Genomic DNA, 1638 nt, shown 5'->3' on the forward strand with positions numbered 1-1638 from the left:
CCGCCATATCAGGATCTCTCGCGCTCCATTGAAGGCAAGACCGCACTCATTACCGGCGCCGCCAGCGGCATGGGCCGCGCCACCGCCCACCTGTTCGCCCGCCAAGGCGCCAACGTCGCCGTGACAGACCTCAAGCAGGAAAATGTCGATGTCGTTGTTCAGGAAATCCGTGATGCTGGCTTCGCCAATGTGCAGGGCTGGGCGCTGGACGTCAGCGACAAGGACGCGATCAAGCGCGTCGTGGACGAGACGGCCGCGCATTTCGGCGGGCTGGAAATTCTCGTGAACAATGCCGGCTTCGCCAGGATGGCTGACGTTGCCGAGGAAAGCTATGAAGACGCATGGGCCGACAGCATCAATGTCATGCTGACCTCCCACCAGCGCGCCATCCGCGCAGCGCTCCCTTACATGCGCAAGGCAGGCTTTGGTCGCATCGTGAATATTGCGTCCACGGAAGGCCTTGGCGCCACGCCGGGCAATTCGCCCTATGTCGCAGCCAAGCATGGCGTCATCGGCCTGACCCGCGGGCTCGCCGTCGACCTTGGTCGTGAAGGCATCACCGTCAATGCGATCTGCCCCGGCCCGATCCATACGGGCATCACCGCTGGCATCCAGGACGAGCACAAGGAAATCTACGCCAAGCGCCGCGTGCCGCTCCGCCGATATGGCATCCCGGAAGAAGTCGCCAATATAACGCTATCTCTCGTCCTGCCAGCGGCCAGCTTCCTGACCGGCGTGCATATCCCGGTCGATGGCGGGATGAACATCAAGAACGCCTAGCCCGCAAAACCGCGTGCCTTCATGGCGTCGTACCAGCGACCGAGATTCTCGTGCTCCTTGTGCGGCGCCCATTTCATCACGCGGCAGAAGCCACAGGTGATGAACAGCGTAATGTCCGCAATCGAGAACCGGTCAGCCGCGAGGAATTCGTGGTCGGCGAGATGTGCATTGAACCGCTCGGCCATGCGCTTGGCGTTCTTCTCGCCCTTGGCAGCGGCCTCGGCGCTTTGCGGCACTTCCAGCGGCGCCATCATCTCATGCGCATTGCGGAACCAGGTCGCGAACTGCACCATGAACATCAGCTCGACTCGGCGATCCCACATCTCGATCAGGGCCTTTTCCTTCGCGTCCGTTCCCATCAGGTTCGGCTCCGGGAAGACATTCTCGAAATAAGTACAAATCGCCCGGCTTTCGGTGATCTTGGTCCCATCATCCAGCACCAGCGCCGGCACCTGCGCAAACGGAGAGACCTCGCGATATTCCTTCGTCCGGTGCTCCTGTTTCATGATGGAGACTTCTTCCAGATCCACCGCGTCCAACTTGCCTTTCGCGCGCAGGAAAAAGACAACCCGGTCCGGATTGGGGGCCATGGGGCTATGATAGAGTTTCATCGGTTTCCTCCTAGAATGTTTTTCTCATGCCCAGCGTCGCATTCAGAGGTTCGCCAGGGAAGTAGCGTTCATTGCCAAAGGCGAGATCTGCCCGGTCGGCATATTTTTCGTCTGTCAGATTCCGCACGATCAGGAACAACTCGGCCGTCTCGCTGAGGGCCCACGCGCCCCGCGCGCCCAGCACGGTGTGGCCGGGGTAAGTGGTCGTGTTCGCGGGATCCACGAAATACTCGCCGACATGATCAAC

The 1638-nt window shown here is 60.7% G+C and carries 2 protein-coding genes and 1 pseudogene; 1 reads left to right on the forward strand and 2 read right to left on the reverse strand.

Translation table 11 applies throughout. The annotated features are described in order from the left end of the window. A partial coding sequence (locus tag B4F73_RS06390) for an SDR family NAD(P)-dependent oxidoreductase (RefSeq protein WP_290482776.1) occupies positions 1–780 on the forward strand: 780 nt, incomplete at its 5' end. On the opposite strand, the gene B4F73_RS06395 is transcribed toward B4F73_RS06390, so the two are convergent. Together B4F73_RS06395 and B4F73_RS06400 are read right to left on the reverse strand one after the other, a co-directional pair. Then, a complete protein-coding gene (locus B4F73_RS06395) occupies positions 777–1391 on the reverse strand; it encodes a glutathione S-transferase family protein (protein WP_290479091.1) in 615 nt (204 codons plus the stop codon). The genes B4F73_RS06390 and B4F73_RS06395 overlap by 4 nt on opposite strands. Positions 1392–1401: 10 nt before the next feature. Then, positions 1402–1638 (reverse strand): annotated as a pseudogene (locus tag B4F73_RS06400) (TonB-dependent receptor); the annotation flags it as partial.

Source organism: Hyphomonas sp. UBA3601 (assembly GCF_002375605.1).
Classification (GTDB): Bacteria; Pseudomonadota; Alphaproteobacteria; order Caulobacterales; family Hyphomonadaceae; genus Hyphomonas.

Coding starts and splice junctions, on each gene's coding strand:
- B4F73_RS06395 (WP_290479091.1), bottom strand. CDS start 1,391: ATGAAACTCTATCATAGCCCCATGGCCCCCAATCCGGACCGGGTTGTC.